The organism is Rhodococcus sp. PD04 (genome assembly GCF_035918275.1).
Classification (GTDB): Bacteria; Actinomycetota; Actinomycetes; order Mycobacteriales; family Mycobacteriaceae; genus Rhodococcus; species Rhodococcus rhodochrous.
In genome coordinates, this window is record NZ_CP142143.1 from 738666 (window position 1) to 756514 (window position 17849).

Genomic DNA, 17849 nt, shown 5'->3' on the forward strand with positions numbered 1-17849 from the left:
CAGGTTCCGTACCAACTGTGCCGCACGGGACGGCACTGCGATTCGACGGGGAGGTAACAGCGATGAAGGTCGAAGGCAGAGTGGCCGTCGTGACCGGCGGGGGCGGCGGAATCGGCGGCGCCATCGCTGCCGGACTCGTCGAACGGGGTGCGCGAGTGGTGGTCGCCGACCTCGACGAACACGCGGCCCAGCGCGTCGTCGCGACGCTCGAGGAGAAGACCCCGGGCAGCGCCGTCGCGGTGGCGGCGGACGTCTCCGACGACGAACACATCCGTGGGCTCGTCGAGCGCGCCGAAACGGAATTCGGTCCCGTGGACCTGTACTTCGCCAATGCCGGTGTCACCGGTGTGCCGGGCCTGGAGATCGAGGACTCCGTGTGGGAGCAGTCCTTCGATGTCAACCTGCGCGCACACATCCGGGCGGCGCGACTGCTGGTGCCCCGATGGGTCGAACGCGGCGAGGGCTATTTCGTCAGCACGGCGTCGGCGGCGGGCCTGCTCACCCAGATCGGCTCGGCCACCTACTCGGTCACCAAGCACGCGGCCGTCGGTTTCGCCGAGTGGTTGTCGGTGACCTACGGCGACAAGGGCGTGCGGGTGAGCTGCCTGTGCCCGATGGGCGTCAACACACCCCTGCTGTACTCGGGGGACGCATCCGGGCATGCACTCGGCGAACTCGCCACCCGCGCCGTCACGACCGCCGGTGCGGTGCTCGAACCCGCGGACGTCGCGGAGACGGTGTTCGCCGCGATGGAGGAGGAGCACTTCCTGATCCTTCCTCACCCGGAGGTCCTCGAGATGTACCGGAACAAGGGCGCCGACTACGACCGGTGGCTGCGCGGCATGCGTCGCTACCGTCAGGCCCTCGAGGAGTCGACTCCCACCGATTCGTGAAATCGGTGCCCCTCCCGCCGGTGGTGTCCTAACGTCACCGGTCATGACATCCGTCGACACCGTTCGCGGCCCCCTCGACACGGGCCGTCTGGGCAGAGTCCTCATGCACGAGCACGTCTTCGTGCTCGGCGAGGAGATCCGCAGCAACTTTCCCGACTACCCGAGCCCGTGGGACGAGGACGAGCGTGTCGACGACGCGGTGGCGAAGTTGAAGGCGTTGTCGGAGCGTGGCATCGACACGATCGTCGATCCCACGGTGGTCGGTCTCGGCCGGTACATCCCGCGCATCCAGCGCGTCGCCGAACAGGTGGACATCTCCATCGTCGTCGCGACGGGCCTGTACACCTACAACGATCTGCCGTTCCAGTTCCACAACGTCGGGCCGGGGCTGCTGGTGGACGGACCGGAACCGCTCACCGAACTGTTCGTGAAGGACATCCGCGAGGGCATCGCCGGCACGGGGGTACGTGCAGGAATGCTCAAGTGCGCCATCGAGCTTCCGGGCCTCACGCCGGGCGTCGAACGCGTGATGCGGGCGGTGGGGCAGGCGCACGTCGAGACCGGCGTGCCGATCACGGTGCACACCAACCCGCACACCGGATCGGGGGAGGTGGCGCAACGCGTGCTCGCGGAGGAAGGCGTCGACCTCACCAAGGTGGTCGTCGGGCACAGCGGTGATTCGACCGATCTGGATTACCTGCGACGGATCGCCGACGCCGGTTCGATTCTGGGGATGGACCGCTTCGGCCTCGACCTGCTGTTGCCGTTCGAGCAGCGCGTCGATACGGTGGTCGCGCTCGTGGAGGCCGGTTATACCGAGCGCATGGTGCTCTCGCACGACGCGGCATGCTTCATCGACTGGTTCCCGCACGACGTGAAGCAGGCCGCCGTGCCCAACTGGAACTACAACCACATCAGCGACGAGGTGCTGCCGGCCCTGCGTGAACGGGGCGTGACCGAGGAGCAGATCACCACGATGCTCGTGGACAATCCGCGGCGGATCTTCGAACGGTAAGAGTGCTCAGGCCGCGTCGTGCAGGACCAGGCCGAGCGTGCGACGCAGACCGGAACGGACGGTGCTCACGCCGTGCCGGACCGGTGCCCGCGACCATCCGCGTGCCGAGCGGATCGGTCGGTCGCGGGTGGTGAAGATCAGCGCGTGGCCTCGCTCGAGCACAGTGACGGTGCCCCGCGACTGCGCGCGCGGCCGTTGTTCGACCAGCAGGAACTCACCACCGGTGTAGTCGACGCCCGCCCGGTCGAGCCCGATCACGACCTGCAGGGGGAACACGAGGTCGCCGTAGAGATCGCGGTGCAGGGCGTTCCAGTCGCCGGTGGTGTAGCGCAGCATCAGCGGGGTGGGGTCGGTCTGGCCGGCCGCGTGGCACATGCCCAGCCAGTCGTCGAAGTCGTCGGGCCAGGGTGCCGGATCGCCGAGGCGTTCGGCCCACGAGTGCGCGACGCCGAGCAGCTGCCGGTAGAACGCCGAGCGCAGGTGTGCGACGGCGTCGGGGACGGGTGGGCCGAAGTACTTGTAGATGCCGTGCCCGTATCGGTAGCGGCTCATGTCGACCGTGGTGCGGAATCGGGCGTCGTCGTCCCACAGGGCCGCGAGCTCGGCGCATTCGTCGTCGCTCAGCAGCGGCCCGGTGAGGACGCAGCCGTTCTCGTCGAGCTCGTTCGTCAGCTCGGGCAGGTTCAGTGCGTCGACGCGCGACTGCAGGCTGTCGATGGTCTTCACGGGGTTCTCCTCGATCGGCACGGACACTCGTAGGGAAGACGTCGCCGCCGTCGGAAATGTGAGTACCCGGAACCGGAAAGGATCAGCGCGGCCGGTCGTCGACGAGTTTGTGCAGCAGATCGGACAGTCGCGCGCGTTCCTCGGCGCCGAGCCGGTCGAACATCTCGACGGCGTCGGCATCGCGGGCGGAGGCCAACTCGGCCCGGATCCTGCGGCCCTCGTCGGTCAGCCGCACGCAGACCGCGCGCCGGTCGGCGGGATCGGGGAGTCGCTCGATGAGACCCCGCGTCTCGAGGCGGTCGACGACCTCGGTGGCCGAGCGGGGGACGATGCGCAGTTCCTTGGCCACGACGCCGAGGCGGATCGGGTCGTCGGCGCGTCCGATGACGTCGAGGGCCCGGTACTCGTGGGGTGACAATCCCCACGGCTGGAGGAGGTCGTGCCAGCGTCGGCGCAGCGTACGCGTGGTGGTGAGGAGCAGATCGCGCAGTGCGACGGGTGAATCCGACATAGTGCTCACCTTACCTCACTTGACGGTTGCCACTCAATGAGGCAACCTCAATAAGTACGAAACACGAATCACGAATCGAGGTGGCGCACATGATGCAGCCCCCACCCACACTCGGCGGCAAGCCGGGCAGCCGCGGCAGGATCGACAAGAAGGATCTCGAACAGCTCCGCGAAGCCCCGGTGAGCCTGCGCCGTATCGGCGCCCTCTTCGCGCCCTACCGGTGGAAGATCACCCTCGTCGTCGCGCTCATCATCGCCTCGTCGGTGATCTCCCTCGCGACGCCCTTCCTCGTCCGCGCCGTCATCGACGACGCCATCCCGCACCAGAACGTGAGCCTGCTGCTGTGGGCGGTCGGTGGCATGCTGGCCGTCACCGTCGCGAGCTCGCTCCTGTCCGTCGTCCAGACCTGGATCTCCACGACCGTCGGCCAGAACGTCATGCACGGTCTGCGCACCCGGGTCTTCTCCCACCTGCAGCGCCAGTCTCTGAACTTCTTCACCCGCACTCGCGGCGGCGAGATCCAGTCGCGGCTGACCAACGACATCGGTGGCATGCAGTCCGTGGTCACCAACACCGCGACCTCGCTGGCGTCCAACGTCACCACCGTCGTCGGCACGGCGATCGCCATGGCGGTCCTCAGCTGGCGACTGGCCCTGCTGTCCCTGATCGTGCTCCCGCCGGCCATCTGGCTCACGCGCCGGGTCGCGCTCATGCGCCGCGCCGTCACCGCCCGTCAGCAGCGCCGCCTCGCCGACATGCAGTCGCAGATCGACGAAGGACTGTCGGTCAGCGGCGTGCTGCTCGTCAAGACGCTGGGCACCGGCCCGGCACTGTCCGACAAGTTCGCCCGCACATCGGAGGAACTGGCCGATCTCGAGGTGCACGCGCAGTTGTCCGGCCGCTGGCGCATGGCCACGATGAACATCGTCTTCGCGGCGATCCCCGCGGTCCTCTATCTCGTCGCCGGTCTGCCGGCCACCTCGGGCGGCATGACGATCGGCACCCTGGTGGCCTTCACCGGACTGCAGGGCGCGCTGTTCCGGCCGCTGATGAGCCTGCTCGACGTCGGTGTCTCCGTCACCAGTTCGCTGGCCCTGTTCAGCCGCATCTTCGAATACCTCGACCTTCCCGTCGACATCGACGACCCGCGCGATCCGGCGCCCGTCGACCCGGCGACCGTCGCCGGCCGGGTGCGGTTCGAGAACGTGAGCTTCCGCTACGAAGGAGCGCACCGCAACGCGCTCGACGGGATCGACCTCGACGTCCCGGCGGGGGCGCAGGTCGCGCTCGTCGGTGAGACAGGCTCGGGCAAGACCACGCTCGGCTCGCTCGTCGCACGACTGTACGACCCGGTCGAGGGGCGCGTGAGCATCGACGGCGTCGACCTGCGCGACATGCGGCTCGCCGATCTCGCCGGACTGGTCGGCGTGGTCTCGCAGGAGACCTACCTCCTCCACGCGACCGTCCGGGAGAATCTGCGCTACGCGAAGCCGGACGCGACCGACGACGAGATCGAGGCCGCGGCCCGCGCCGCACACATCCACGACCTGATCGTCTCGCTGCCGGACGGCTACGACACCGTCGTCGGCGCCCGCGGACACCGCTTCTCGGGCGGCGAGAAACAGCGACTGGCGATCGCACGCACGCTCCTGCGCGACCCGCGTGTCCTCGTGCTCGACGAGGCGACCAGCGCCCTCGACAACGACACCGAGCACGCCGTGCAGCAGGCCCTCGACGCCGCGCGCAGCGGACGCACGACCATCACCATCGCGCACCGGCTCTCGACCGTGCGCAACGCCGACGAGATCGTGGTCCTCGACCGGGGCCGCATCGTCGAACGCGGAACGCACGACGACCTCGTCGCCCGCGGTGGCCGCTACGCGACCCTCGCGGCGCGCGCCGAGCGAGGTGAGACCGTCCCGTCGTCGCGGAGCGAGATCAGTCCTTCAGAGTGGCCGCGAGAGCGCGCCGCAGTTCGTTCCGGCTGATCTTGCCCACTCCCGTGACCGGGAAGGCGTCGACGAACTGCACCTTGTCGGGGATCTTGTACTCGGCCAGCCCTCGCTCCCTCAGGAACTTCTTGAGCGCGAGGGCCTTCGGCACTTCACCCTCGGTGACGACGAAAGCGCAGGTGCGTTCGCCGAGATACTGGTCGGGCATCGACACCACCGCCGCATCGAGCACGGCCGGGTGCGCGATCAGATGGTTCTCGACCTCCTCGGCCGCGATCTTCTCGCCACCACGATTGATCTGGTCCTTCGCGCGTCCCTCGACGACGATGTAACCGTGCTCGGTGAGCCGGACGATGTCGCCGGTGCGGTAGAAACCGTCCGGGGTGAACGCCGTCGAATTGTGTTCCGGCGCGTTGTAATAACCCCGGATCGTGTACGGGCCGCGGGTGAGCAGGTGACCGGTGGTGCCCACGGGCACGGGTTCGTCCGCGTCGTCGACGACGCGGATCTCGTCGTCGGCACTGATCGGCCGGCCCTGGGTGGTGACGATGGTGTCCTCGTCGTCGTCGAGCCGGGTGTAGTTGACGAGACCCTCCGCCATACCGAAGACCTGTTGCAGCGTGCAGCCGAGTTCGGGGCGAACGCGTTTGGCAGCCTCGGCCGGGAACTTCGCGCCACCGACCTGCAGCACCTGGAGCGACGACAGGTCGCGCTCGGTGCGGGCCCGCGCCGACAGCCACGCCTGCGCGAGGGGCGGGACGAGCGACGCCATCGTCACGCCCTCGCTCTCGATCAGGGCGAACGCGGTGTCCGGGCTCGGGTCCGGAGCGAGGACGACGGTGCCGCCGGCGTGCAGCACACCGAGGATGCCCGGTGAACTCATCGGGAAGTTGTGCGCCGCCGGCAACGCGACCAACATGCGGGTGTTCTCGTCCACCCCGCAGATCATCGCGGACTCGCGCACCGAGTACAGATAGTCGGCGTGGGTGCGGGGGATGAGCTTCGACGTCCCGGTGGTGCCGCCCGACAACTGCAGGAAGGCAACGCTTTCGGAGTCGTTCTCCGTGATCGGCGCGGGTTCGCGGTCGCGCAGCGAGTCGAGCGCGGTGAACTCCTCGGCCTCACCGGCGACCACGACCGCCGGCGGATTCTCCATCTCGGAGGTGACCTGCCGGGCGAGCACGCGGTAGTCGAATCCGCCGTGTTCGTCGGCGATCACGTACGCCGCGGCGTCGCTGAACCGGCAGAAGTAACCGATTTCCGACGCGCGGTGTGCGGGCAGGGAGAAGACGGGGAGCGCGCCGAGCCGGAAGACCGCGAAGAGCACCTCGGTGTACTCGACGATGTTCGGCAACTGCAGGACGACACGGTCGCCCTTGCGTACCCCGAGGTCGGCGAGACCGGCGGCGATGCGGGCCGAGGCGTCGTCGAGTTCGCGGTAGGTGATGCTCCGCCGAGTGGCCGTCGCGTCGTGTCCGACGACGGCGGTGCGATCGGCGAACCGGGCGGCGCGGGCCGGGAGGAACTCGCCGAAGGTCTCACTCGTCCAGTAACCGGCTGCGCGATACCGCTCGGCGAACTCCTCGGGGTAGCGGGCGGTGTCGACGAGCGGGGTGCGCTCGAAACCGGTTGTCACGGAACGGTTCCTTTCGGGATGCGGATCGATGTGGGGTCGGTCGGTCAGGCACGGAGGGTGGCGCCGCCGTCGATGTGCAGCGCCTGCATGGTGATGTGACGGGCACGGTCGGACAGCAGGAATTCGATGGCCTCGGCGATGTCGGCGGGCTCGGCGATGCGGCCGAGGGGGATGCCCACCTTGAACTGCGACGGATCGCCCTCGATGGCGCTGCGGGCGCCGGCGTCGTCGTTCGGATCCTCCCACAGCGAGCGCTGCATGGCGGTGTCTGTGGAGCCCGGCGCGACGATGTTGGCGCGGATCCCGTACTGCGCCAGTTCGAGTCCGAGGATCCGGACGATCATCGTGGCGGCGGCCTTGGACGATCCGTAGGCACCCATGCCCATCCGCGGCACGCCCGCGGAATTCGATCCGACGACGACGATCGAACCCGACCGCCGCTCCCGCATGGCCCGTCCGACCGAACGCAGGACCGACAGCAGGCCGGTGACGTTGACGTCGTACATGTGCTGCCAGTCCTCGGGATCGGAGTCGAGCACCGATCCCGTGGTGAAGACACCGGCGACGTGCGCGAGATGCTCGATCGGTCCGTGCTCGGATTCGATGCTCTCGACGACGTGGGCGACAGCATCGTGGTCGCGGATGTCGACGGGGTAGGTGGGGACGGGGCCGCCGAGCAACGCGGCGGTCTTGCAGAGTCCTTCGGCGTCGCGGTCGGCGAGCACGAGACGGTGACCGGCGCGCGCGAGGGTCTCGGCGGTCGCGCGGCCGATGCCCTGCGCGGCCCCGACGACGAGCGTGACGGGGGCCGGTGCGGTCTCGGTCATCGGAGTACTCCCAGTGCATCGAGGACGGTGCCGAACTTGACGGTGGTCTCGGCCAGTTCGTCGGCGGGATCGGAGTCGGCGACGATGCCGCCCCCGGCGTGGGCCGTGAGCCCGATCCCGTCGGCGTCGAGGACGGCGCAGCGGATGGTGACCATCCATTCGCCGTCACCGGCGGCGTCGCACCATCCGACGGCTCCGGCGTAGAAGCCCCGGTCGCCCTCGGTGGCGAGGATCAGATCGCGGGCGGTGGTGGTCGGCGTCCCACAGATCGCGGGAGTGGGATGCACTGCCAGCGCGAGGTCGAGGGCCGTGACACCCGGATCGCGCAGGCGACCCTCGATGGGAGTGCCGAGATGCCACAGCTGGCGCGTGCTCGTCACGGTCGGCTGCTCGGGGATGTCGAGATCGACGCACAACGGTTCGAGAGCGGTGCGGATCGCATCGATCACGTGCGCGTGCTCGGCGAGGTTCTTCGCGGAACCGGCGAGCCTGTCGGCCGTCGCCCGATCGATCTCGGGGTCGCGGTGGCGCGGTGCGGATCCGGCGAGGGGGTGGGCGGTGACCCGATCGCCGCGTCGGCGCACGAGCACCTCCGGGCTCGACCCCACCAGGTGGCGGCCCGTCCACGCGCCGCCGGCGGACGTGAGGTCGACGAGGAAGCCGTTGTGCAGCGGATCGTTTCGCGTGAGAGCGACGAGAAGGTCGTGCGGGGTGACGGGCCGGTCTGCGCGCAGGGCGAGTGTCCGGGCCAGCACCACCTTGAGCAGGTCGCTGTCGTCCGAGCGGAGCAGCCGCAGTACGGTCTCGACCCGATCGATGTGTTCGCCTTCCGACGGCAGTGCGCCCGTGATCGTGATCGGGGGCAGCTCGGCGGCCGGTGCATCGTAGTGCGCGGGGGAGTGGTGGAGTGTGTCCGGAGCGATCAGTGCGGCCGGACCGTCGGGTGCGAAGGGCAGTGCTCCGACGATCGCGGCGACCTGTCCGCTGCGCAGGGCGTCGGCTGCGGAGGACGCGCGATCGAAGCGTCCGCTCACGCCTTCGGCGACCACCGTGCCGTGCGGGCGGGACAGGACGAACGGGTGCGCGACGGGCCGCTCGGCCCGGTCGGTAGCGGTTGCGCCGAGGACCGGCACTTGCATTCTCGTACCTTCCGGTTGAGGAGGTCTGCTGGCAGGACCGCGCCACAGGACACACGATCACTGAGCAAGATATACGGTAAGCCTAACCTTTGGTACTGTGCCCTCCGGCGCCGCAGCGCGCACATCAGCGGATTCCGTTCCCAGTCAATCGTTTCGATCGAAGGAAAGAGGATCTCCAGTGCCCCTTGCCGGCCCGGACGCCTCGCGGCTCGCCCTGTCGCGTGCACAGTCGGGTGTATGGTTCGCCCAGCAGCTGAACCCCGACAACCCGCTGTTCAACACCTCGGAGTGCATCGAACTGCGAGGCGTGGTCGACGAGGAAGCGCTGGTCACCGCCGTTTCCTCGGCGGCATCCGAGGCCGAGGTGCTGGTCGCGGGGTTCGAGACCCGCGCCGACGGTACGGTCGTCCAGATTCCCGGTGCGCGCACGCTCGATCTCGCCCCGACTCTCGACCTCACCTCCGCGGCGGATCCCTGGGGCGCGGCCCACGAGTGGATGGCACGCGACCTCGAACAGCCCGTCGACCCGGCAGTGGATCCGTGCGTCCGGGCCGCGGTCCTGCGACTCGCCGACGATCACGTCCTGCTCTACGTGCGCGCCCACCACATCGTGCTCGACGCCTTCGGTTTCTCGTTGTTCAACCGGCGCATCGCCGAGCGCTACACCGCCGCAGTTGCCGGCGCGAAAGTTGCTGCTGCACGGTTCGATCCGGTCGAACCGGCGATACGGGAGGAATCGGACTACCGCGACTCGGCCGCCTTCGACGCCGACCGTGACTTCTGGGGAGAGTACCTCGACGGCGTGGACGAAGCGGTCGCCCTCCGGCCCGGCCCGGGTGGCATCGCCCGTCGCTCCCGGGGTGCGCGCTTCACCCTCGACGCCGAACAGCAGCGCGGTCTGGTGACCCTGGGTAAGGTGGCCGGTGCGAGTTGGGGCGACGCGGTCACCGCCCTCGTCGCCGCGTACCTGCGCGGAGCGACCGGTCGCGAGGACCTCACGCTCGGTTTCCCCGTCATGAACCGCCTGGGCACCGCCGCACTGCGGGTGCCGATCACTGCCGTCAACGTCGTTCCGCTGCGCCTGAACCCCACCGCATCGGCCACCCTCGTCGATCTCGTCGCCCAGGTACGCGACGGAGTGGCATTGTGTCGCAACCACTATCGCTATCGCACCGAGGACATCCAGCGCGACCTGCGACTGCCCACCGGATCCCGCGGCGTCATCGGCCCGTCGGTCAACGTCAAACCGTTCGGCGACTCGCTCCGGTTCGGCGACATGCGTGCGGCCGTGCACTCGATCGCCCGAGGACCCCTGCAGGACTTCATGGTCACCGTGCGGCCGCTCGACGGCAGTGCCGGACTCGAGGTGTTCGTCGACGTCGACGCCGACGTCTACAGCCAGGCGGATCTGACGATCCACACCGAGCGCCTGGAGATGCTGTTCGGTTCGGTGGCCGAGCGGGATCTGCACACCCCGCTCGCGCAGGTGTCCGTCCTGACCGCCGACGAGCGGCGGACCATCCTCGACGACTGGAGCCACAGCCCGGACATCCCGTTCGACCCCGAGCTGACCCTCGTCGACCTGCTGCGGGAGAGGATCGAGGCGGCCCCCGACGCACCGGCCGCAGCGGACGCCCATGTGACGCTCACCTATGCGCAGTTCGGTGCGCGGGTGCACCGCCTGGCCCGCCACCTCGTCTCGAACTTCGATCTCGACCGGCCGCACGCACGGGTCGCCCTCGCGCTGCCCCGCACCGTCGACGCGCTGGTCGCCATTCATGCCGTCCTCGAGACCGGCGCCGCCTACGTCCCGCTCGACGTCGATCAACCCCTCGAACGCCTCGCCCACATCCTCGGCTCCACCGACCCCGTCTGCGTCCTCACCACCCGCACGACCGACGGCCGGGTCGCCGAGGTGACGGGGGCGCCGCAGCGTGTCGTGCTCGAGGATCTCGACCTCGACGCCGTGTCCGATGCTCCGCTCGACGACTCGGAGCGCGGTCCGCTGACACCCGACTCGATCGCCTACGTGATCCACACGTCCGGCTCCACCGGCAGACCGAAGGGTGTCGTCGTACCCCACCGCGGGCTGGTCAACCTGTTCCACAGCCACCGCGCCCAGGTGTTCACCCGTGCCGCCCGCGAGGCCGGCCGCGAATCCGTCCGCCTCGGACTGGCCTGGTCGCTCGCGTTCGACGCGTCGTGGCAGCCGCTGCTGTGGATGCTGGCCGGGCACACCGTCGACATCGTCGACGAGGCGACCCAGCGCGACCCGGCGGCACTCGCACGCCGCGCCCTCGACGAGGGATGGGATTTCGTCGAGTTCTCACCGAGCCAGCTCGAACAGTTCGTCGACGACGGCCTGTTCCCGGACGGCACCGTGCCCACCCTCGGTTTCGGCGGCGACGCCGTCTCCGAGCGGTTGTGGAGCCGCCTACGCGAACGCCGGGGCGCGGCCTTCAACTTCTACGGCCCCACCGAGTGCAGCGTCGACGTCCTCGTCGCGGAGGTCGCCGACGCCGAGACACCGGTCGTCGGCCGTCCTGTCGCCAACCTGCGCGTCCACGTCCTCGACGCGGGACTCGCGCCCGTGCCCGCCGGAACCGAAGGCGAGTTGTACGTCGCCGGGCCGGGCGTGGTCCGGGGGTATCTCGACGCACCCGCCCTCACCGCGACGAGGTTCGTCGCGAATCCGTACTCGGAGGACGCTTCCGGTCCGTACGCCCGCCTGTACCGCACCGGCGATCTCGTGCAGTGGACCGAGGACGGCCGGCTCGTCTACCGCGGCCGGGTCGACAACCAGGTCAAGGTCCGGGGATTCCGCATCGAACTCGGTGAGGTCGATGCCGCTCTGTTGCGCATCCCCGGCGTCTCCCGCGCCGCGACGGTGGTGCGCACCGATCCTTCCGGCACCGCGCAACTCGTCGGTTATCTCGTCGGTCAGGACGTGCCCGAACCGGTCGAGGCCCGCCGCCTCGTCGCCGAGTTCCTGCCCGGATACATGGTTCCCGCGGCGCTCGTCGTCCTCGACGAGATGCCGTTGACCTCCAATGGCAAGCTCGACCGCAAGGCACTGCCCGAGCCGGACTTCTCGTCGATGGTCTCGTCCCGCGTCGCGGAGACCGAGACCGAACGGGCACTGTGCCGCATCTACGCCGAGATCCTGGGGCTCGACACGGTGGGCGCCGACGACGACTTCTTCGCCCTCGGTGGACATTCGCTCAGCGCCGCGAAGCTGCTCGCCCGGATCCGCGACGAGCTCGGTGTGGAGCTGCCGATCCGGACGGTCTTCGACCATCCGCAGGTCGCCGCGCTCGCCGTCCACTGCAGCAACGGTGCGGACACCGCCCCGGACCGGCCTGTGCTCGTCCCGCGCGGTGGGACCGATCCTGCACCCCAGTCCCTTGCTCCGCTGTCGTATGCGCAGCAGCGGTTGTGGTTCATGTACCGCATGGAAGGGCCCAGCCCGACCTACAACGTCCCCATCACCGTCGACCTGCACGGACCCGTCGATCCGGATGCTTTGCGGCACGCGGTCTCCGACGTGCTCGCACGCCACGAGAGCCTGCGCACCGTCCTCGTCGACCGCGACGGCGTGGGGATGCAGCAGGTGCGCGGCGTAGAGGACGTTGCCGGGGCCGCAGTTCCCTTCGCGGTCGAGACCGTCGACCGCGATGCGCTCACCGGGCGCCTGCATTCCGAGGCCCGGCACGCGTTCGATCTCGAACGCGAGATCCCGTTGCGGATCCGGTTGTTCACGATCGCACCCGACGAGCACGTGATGCTCGTGCTCGCCCACCACATCGCGAGCGACGAGCTGTCCACACCGCTGCTGCTGCGCGATCTCGGCAACTTCTACTCCGCGCACGTACGCGGCGACTCCCACAACCCGGCGCCGTTGCCCGTGCAGTACGCCGACTACGCGATCTGGCAACGGGAACTTCTCGGCGACCAGGGCGACGAGAACTCGCTCGCTGCAGGACAACTCGCGTTCTGGCGCGAGGAGCTCGAGGGCCTCCCGGCCGAACTCGACCTTCCCGTCGACCGTCCGCGCCCGGCCGTGGCGTCCTACGCGGGTGGCGGTGTCGAGCACCGGATCCCTGCCGACCGCGCGGCGACGATCCGGGAGGCCGCCCGCACGACCGGCACCACGATGTTCATGATGGTGCACGCGGCGGTCGCGGTCGCACTGTCGCACAGCGGCGCGGGAGAGGACATCCCGCTCGGATCGCCCACCGCGGGACGGCCCGCCCCCGAGCTCGACGATCTCGTCGGCTTCTTCGTCAACATGGTGGTGCTGCGCACCGACCTCTCGGGCGACCCCACGGTGCGGGAGCTGCTCGCCCGGATCAAGGACACCGACGTCGCGGCGTACTCGCACCAGGAGGTCCCGTTCGACCGCGTCGTGGAAACGCTCGACCCCGAGCGCAGCGCCGCCCGGCACCCGCTGTTCCAGGTGATGGTGCAGTACCAGAGCCCGCCCGCGATCACGGGATTCGACGAGCTGACGCCGACACCTTCGTTCGTCGCGAACGACACCGCGATGTTCGACCTCACCTTCGACGTCATCGAGGAATCCGACGGCGGCCTGTGCGTGAGCGTCGAGTACGCCCGCGACCTGTTCGACGAGTCGTCCGCCGAGGCCTTCGCCGCGCGGGTCGAGCGGGCGTTCGCCGCGGTGTGCGCCGATCCGGACGCGAGGCTCTCGACGCTCGATCTGCTCACCGGCGCCGAGCGAGAGGTGCTGCGTGCCGGTGACGCCGCCGCGCTCCCGGATCCGTCCGGACCGCACCGTGGCAGCGCCGACTGCTCGGCGACCCGCAGCCTGCCCGCCCTGTTCGCCCGCACCGTGGAGCGCTACGCCGACGAGATCGCGCTGGTCACGCCGTCGAACCGCCTGACCTTCCACGACCTCGACACATGGTCCGACCGGATCGCCCGTCACCTCGTCGCGAACGGGATCGGTCCGGAGGACGTCGTGGGATTGAGTCTTCCGCGCGAATCCGTGCTGGTCGCGGCGATCGTCGGCGTGTGGAAGTCGGGAGCGGCCCATCTGGTGCTCGACCCGGAACAGCCCGCGGAGCGGAACGAGTACATCCTCCGTGACGCCGGTGTGGGCGTCGTCCTCGATGCCGACGCGGTCGGATCGATCACCGACCCCGCCCCGGACGTGCGCCTGCCGGACGTGCACCCGGACACCGCCGCCTATCTCGTCTACACCTCCGGTTCGACCGGTACCCCCAAGGGCGTGGTGGTGCCGCACCGCGGTGTCGTGAACCTGTGGGAGACGGTGCGCACCCGCACCGTCGGCGATCCCGCGACGCGCCGCCGCGCCGTGCTGCTGAGCTACACCTTCGCGTTCGACTCGTCCGTCGAACCCCTCCTCGCGATGCTGGGCGGTCATACCGTGCACGTGCTCGCCGAGGACCTCATGGCCGATGCCGAGGGCATTGTCCGGTACGTCCGGGAACACCGCATCGACGCACTCGACTGCGGCCCCGTGCTCGCCGGTCGCCTGCTCGCCGAGGGACTCCTCGACCCCACCGAGCCGCACCGTCCCGAGTCGATGGTGCTCGGCGGCGAAGCCGTCCCGGGTGAGCTGTGGTCACGGCTCGCCGCGGAAACCGATGTGCGCGTGAGCAACATGTACGGTCCGACGGAATGCACCGTCGACGCGACCGGCGTCGTGCTCACCCCGGGAAGCGCCCCGAACATCGGAACGCCGATCCACGGCGGCCGGGTGTACGTCCTCGACGCGTACCTGCGGCAGGTGCCCCCGGGCGTCGCCGGCGAACTGTACGTCGGTGGTCCGCACGTCACCCGCGGCTATCTCGGCCGGAGCGCGCAGACCGCGGGACGGTTCGTGGCCGACCCCTTCGGCACCGACGGCGAGCGCCTGTACCGCACCGGCGATCTGGTGCGCTGGAAGATCTCCGAGAACAACGGGCCGGTGCTCGACTACCTCGGCCGCACCGACGACCAGGTGAAGATCCGCGGCTTCCGCATCGAACTCGGCGAGATCGAGACCGTGCTCGGCAGCCATCCCGCGGTGAGTGCCACGGCGGTCGTGGTCCGCGAGGACGAACCGGGACGCAAACGGCTCGTCGCCTACGCGGCCGGAACGGCGGATCCCGACACCCTCCGGACGTACGTCGCCGACCGGCTGCCCGACCACATGGTTCCCGCCGTCACGGTCGTGCTCGACGAACTGCCGGTCACCCGTAACGGAAAGATCGACCGCAGAGCCCTTCCCGAGCCGGTCTTCACCCCGGCCGTCGAGAGTCGGCTGCCGGCGGACGAACTCGAACAGCGCCTGTGCGAGCTGACGGCGGGTGTGCTCGGACTCGACGCAGTAGGCCCCGACGACGATTTCTTCGCTCTCGGCGGCGATTCGATCGTGTCCATCCAGTTGGTGTCCGCAGCGCGCGCCGCCGGGATCCGCTTCACCGCCCGGCACGTCTTCGAACACCGCAGCCCGGCGGGACTCGCCCGTGTCGCGGAGATCGAGGACGGGCCCGGGACGGTCGACGTCGAGGCGGCGCTCGGGGAGGTCCCGGCGACCCCGATCGTCCACGACATGCTCGACCGCGGTGGACCGTACGCCCGCTACGCGCAGTCGCGGCTGCTCCTCGCGCCCGCAGGGTTGACGCTCGACCGGCTGACCGACGGCGTCCAGGCCCTGCTCGACACGCACGACGCGCTGCGGGCCGTCTTCGACCCGCAGGCACGGGTGCTCGACGTCCGCCCGGTCGGATCCGTCGACGCCGCCGATGTCGTGACCCGCGTGGACGTCTCGGGTTCGGCCGACCTGCAGGACGCGATCGTCGCCGCGACCGGGACCGCCTACGCCGAACTCGATCCCGCCGCGGGCGCGCTCGTGCGCATGATCTTCTTCGACGCCGGTCCCGACGCGCCGGGGCGGGTGTTCGTCGCGGTGCACCACCTCGTCGTCGACGGTGTGTCGTGGCGGATCCTGGTGCCCGACCTCGCCGGTGCGGTCGACGGTGTCGCCCCGGTCCGCGCGGGCACGTCGCTGCGTCGCTGGGCGCGGGGACTGCTCGACGGGGTGCCGGCGCGCAGATCGGAACTGTCGCTGTGGCGGCGGATCCTTGCCCCGGCGGGACGCGTGCGTCTGGCGTCCGGGGATCCGGATCCCGTGCGGCACACCATGGCGGACACCGCGAAGGTGCAGGTCGAAGTTCCGTCCGAACTCACCGATGCGCTGCTCACCACCGTGCCCGAGCGGTTCCACGCCGGCGTCGAGGACGTCCTGCTCACGGCTCTGGCGTTGGCGTCCGCGCGGGTGTGTGGCGACGGGGCGGTCGCGGTCGACCTCGAAGGACACGGCCGGGAGGAACAGGCCGTTCCGGGGGCGGATCTGTCGCGCACGGTGGGCTGGTTCACCACGCTCTATCCGGTGCGCCTGGACGTCGCGGGACTCGACGTCGCCGACGCGTACGCCGGGGGAGCGAGCGCTGGTGACGCTCTGAAACGCGTGAAGGAACAGCTGCGGGAGATACCCGACAGCGGAATCGGATTCGGGATGCTGCGGCATCTCGACCCCGTGGGTGGCCCGGAACTCGCGAGCGTCGGCTCGGTGGACATCGGCTTCAACTATCTCGGCCGGTTCACGCTGGGCGAGACGGAAGGTCAGGCGTGGGCCGGTGCCCCGGAGGGTTCGGCACTCGGTGGGGCCACCGAAGCCGATATGCCCGTGGCGCACGCCGTCGAGATCGGTGTGCTCACCGACGATTCCGGCGCCGAGCCGGTGCTGCGCGGAATGTTCGGGTACAGCCCCGATCTCGTTCGGGTGGAGACGGTGTCGGCGTTGGCCGACGAGTGGGTCGCGGCGCTGCGTGCGCTCGCCGGGCACGCGTCGGACGAGGACGCGGGCGGGTTCACACCGTCCGACCTCACGCTCGACGACCTCGACCAGTCGGAGATCGACGATTTCGCGCTCGAATTCGGCTGAGGGTGGAGCGCTTGGCGGGGCGGTCTCTTTCGGTTAGCCTAACCAATCGTGACCGGGGCAACGCGCCCCGGCGAGAGACTCTGGGAGTACAACGATGCGCGTTCTGGAACGCAAGCGCGCGCGGGGCGCCGCGGCGCTCGGCGCGGCAGCTCTGCTGGCCGTCGGACTTGTGGGATGTTCGAGCGACGGCGACAGCAGCAGCGCGGAGAGCGGCACCGACTCCGCCGCGACGCGCACCTTCGAAGCGCAGAACGGCAGCATCGAGATCCCGGCCGACCCGCAGCGGATCGTGTCCTGCGGCTACGCGACCCTCCCGCTCATCCAGGCCGGCGCGAATCTGGCCGCCGTGTGCGAGTGGAGCCGCGAGCTCGACAACATGGACGAGGAAACCCTCGCCGCCTACGAGGCGCTGCCGAAGGTCGCTCCCGACGGTGCCGTCTCGGAACTCAACTACGAGGCCGTCACCGCCGCCGATCCCGACCTCATCATCATGGGCGTCCCGGCCCGCGTGCAGGAGCAGGTCGACGTGGCCAAACTCGAGGCGCTCGCCCCGGTGGTCTTCGTCGGACTCACGGTTCCGGGCGAGTGGCGTGAACTCGGTGAGCAGTACGCCGATGCCGCGAACGTCAGCGACTCCTACGGGGAGTTCAAGGGGGAGTACGAGACTCGCGCCGCCGAGATCGCCGACAAGTACGCCGGCTCGCTCGGGGGCCTGAAGTTCGCCGGCGTCTGCGGTGTGTGCGGTACCGAGCCCGGTGAGTTCTCCCGCGAGTACGCCTCGTCGTACACCACCAACCTGTTCGACGATCTCGGACTCGACTTCTACGGTGAGCCGACCGATCCCGAAGAGGTTCACTCCGAGTACCTGTCGGTCGAGCAGCTGCCCGAGAACCTCGGCGAGGCCGACGTGATCGTCTACGGTGTCGAGGCCGACGGTTCGCTGCCGCCCGAGCTGGAGGAACTGTTCGCCTCCCCGCTGTGGCAGGATCTGCCCGCAGTGAAGGCCGGCAACCTCGTCGCCGTCAAGCACTCCAGTGCAGCGACCTACGAAACCGCTCTGCTGGCACTCGATTCCATCGACGCCGAGTTGGCGAAGCTTCCTGCGAACCAGAACCAGGAGTAGTCGCCGCTGCGGGCCCGTCCCGCACCACCGACCGAACGGCCCCCGACGTCCCGAC

Annotated in this window: 10 protein-coding genes; 5 read left to right on the plus strand and 5 right to left on the minus strand. The window is 69.6% G+C overall.

The window, feature by feature from the left end; genetic code table 11:
• Positions 1-62 precede the first annotated feature (62 nt).
• Both U9J23_RS03465 and U9J23_RS03470 read left to right on the plus strand, forming a co-directional pair.
• Complete coding sequence (locus tag U9J23_RS03465) at positions 63-893, plus strand: SDR family oxidoreductase (RefSeq protein ID WP_085469359.1); 831 nt, start codon at positions 63-65, stop codon at positions 891-893.
• A 43-nt stretch (positions 894-936) separates the two neighbouring features.
• Positions 937-1908 (plus strand): phosphotriesterase family protein, encoded by a 972-nt coding sequence (locus tag U9J23_RS03470; RefSeq protein ID WP_016693969.1) that lies wholly within the window; start codon positions 937-939, stop codon positions 1906-1908.
• A gap of 6 nt (positions 1909-1914) precedes the next feature.
• Here U9J23_RS03470 and U9J23_RS03475 read toward each other — a convergent pair whose 3' ends face one another.
• Positions 1915-2634, minus strand: coding sequence for a 2OG-Fe(II) oxygenase (locus tag U9J23_RS03475; protein WP_326601408.1), 720 nt, complete (start codon positions 2632-2634; stop codon positions 1915-1917).
• An 82-nt stretch (positions 2635-2716) separates the two neighbouring features.
• A complete protein-coding gene (locus U9J23_RS03480) occupies positions 2717-3145 on the minus strand; it encodes a MarR family winged helix-turn-helix transcriptional regulator (RefSeq protein WP_272266960.1) in 429 nt (142 codons plus the stop codon).
• Positions 3146-3234: 89 nt separating this feature from the next.
• Between U9J23_RS03480 and U9J23_RS03485 the strand changes: the two genes are divergently transcribed.
• Entirely contained in the window at positions 3235-5133 is a 1899-nt protein-coding gene (locus U9J23_RS03485) for an ABC transporter ATP-binding protein (RefSeq protein WP_085469472.1), read from the plus strand.
• Here the strand turns inward: U9J23_RS03485 and U9J23_RS03490 are convergent.
• Genes U9J23_RS03490 through U9J23_RS03500 form a run of 3 tightly spaced genes read right to left on the minus strand, consistent with a single transcriptional unit; the run spans position 5084 to position 8699 of the window.
• Entirely contained in the window at positions 5084-6733 is a 1650-nt protein-coding gene (locus U9J23_RS03490) for a (2,3-dihydroxybenzoyl)adenylate synthase (RefSeq protein ID WP_272266959.1), read from the minus strand. The genes U9J23_RS03485 and U9J23_RS03490 overlap by 50 nt on opposite strands.
• Positions 6734-6777: 44 nt before the next feature.
• The gene (locus U9J23_RS03495; protein WP_326601412.1) at positions 6778-7560 is read right to left on the minus strand and encodes a 2,3-dihydro-2,3-dihydroxybenzoate dehydrogenase; all 783 of its coding nucleotides are present in this window, start codon (positions 7558-7560) and stop codon (positions 6778-6780) included.
• A complete protein-coding gene (locus U9J23_RS03500) occupies positions 7557-8699 on the minus strand; it encodes an isochorismate synthase (RefSeq protein ID WP_326601414.1) in 1143 nt (380 codons plus the stop codon). Before U9J23_RS03500 ends, U9J23_RS03495 begins: the two co-directional genes overlap by 4 nt.
• A 178-nt stretch (positions 8700-8877) precedes the next feature.
• On the opposite strand from U9J23_RS03500, the gene U9J23_RS03505 reads away from it, so the two are divergent.
• Together U9J23_RS03505 and U9J23_RS03510 are read left to right on the plus strand one after the other, a co-directional pair.
• A complete protein-coding gene (locus U9J23_RS03505) occupies positions 8878-16671 on the plus strand; it encodes a non-ribosomal peptide synthetase (protein ID WP_326601415.1) in 7794 nt (2597 codons plus the stop codon).
• A gap of 94 nt (positions 16672-16765) precedes the next feature.
• Positions 16766-17794, plus strand: a complete 1029-nt coding sequence (locus U9J23_RS03510; RefSeq protein WP_326601418.1) for an ABC transporter substrate-binding protein — start codon at positions 16766-16768, stop codon at positions 17792-17794.
• Positions 17795-17849: the final 55 nt, after the last annotated feature.

Excerpts from the sequence above, each read along its gene's own strand:
- U9J23_RS03480 (WP_272266960.1), bottom strand. The coding sequence starts at position 3,145 with ATGTCGGATTCACCCGTCGCACTGCGCGATCTGCTCCTCACCACCACG.
- U9J23_RS03485 (WP_085469472.1), top strand. The coding sequence starts at position 3,235 with ATGATGCAGCCCCCACCCACACTCGGCGGCAAGCCGGGCAGCCGCGGC.
- U9J23_RS03470 (WP_016693969.1), top strand. The coding sequence starts at position 937 with ATGACATCCGTCGACACCGTTCGCGGCCCCCTCGACACGGGCCGTCTG.
- U9J23_RS03510 (WP_326601418.1), top strand. The coding sequence starts at position 16,766 with ATGCGCGTTCTGGAACGCAAGCGCGCGCGGGGCGCCGCGGCGCTCGGC.
- U9J23_RS03500 (WP_326601414.1), bottom strand. The coding sequence starts at position 8,699 with ATGCAAGTGCCGGTCCTCGGCGCAACCGCTACCGACCGGGCCGAGCGG.
- U9J23_RS03495 (WP_326601412.1), bottom strand. The coding sequence starts at position 7,560 with ATGACCGAGACCGCACCGGCCCCCGTCACGCTCGTCGTCGGGGCCGCG.
- U9J23_RS03465 (WP_085469359.1), top strand. The coding sequence starts at position 63 with ATGAAGGTCGAAGGCAGAGTGGCCGTCGTGACCGGCGGGGGCGGCGGA.